The organism is Crenalkalicoccus roseus (genome assembly GCF_004761865.1).
GTDB classification, from domain to species: Bacteria; Pseudomonadota; Alphaproteobacteria; order Acetobacterales; family Acetobacteraceae; genus Crenalkalicoccus; species Crenalkalicoccus roseus.
In genome coordinates, this window is the sequence record NZ_SJDM01000120.1 from 1 (window position 1) to 470 (window position 470).

Annotated in this window: 1 tRNA gene; it reads right to left on the reverse strand. The window is 57.7% G+C overall.

Annotated features, from left to right (window positions below):
- Positions 1–255: 255 nt before the first annotated feature.
- Positions 256–330, reverse strand: a tRNA-Gly gene (locus ET526_RS21140).
- Between the last annotated feature and the right edge of the window lie 140 nt (positions 331–470).

Sequence of the window (470 nt, forward strand, 5' to 3'; positions counted from 1 at the left end):
AGCCTACCGGTTTGTCCACGCGGCCTAGCGAATCCGACCCATCCCGCCCGCCACAAAGCGATGGAATATCAAGAGCCTGACCCTTGTAGACTGGATCGGCCAAGCCCCAAGGTCCAGAGAGAAAAGCGCGGAGAGAGCGACCTAAAAGCCGCTCGTTGCGCCCGCGAAGTATCAACCTCACCGCGCCACCCCCGGCCAAACCTGCGCCTCAGCGCGGCGGCGACTTTGGCGGAGAGCGTTGAGGAAAGCGGCGACTGGAGCGGGCGAAGGGATTCGAACCCTCGACCCCAACCTTGGCAAGGTTGTGCTCTACCCCTGAGCTACGCCCGCGTAAGACCACTGAGGCTGTGTCTCCTTTTAGCAAGGTGCTTTGCTTTTGCAACCCCCCCCAAAATCATTTTGATCTAAATATAGTTGAGGTTGCATAATATATTCTAGGCTTAAGCCGCGTGGACAAACCTGATCCACAG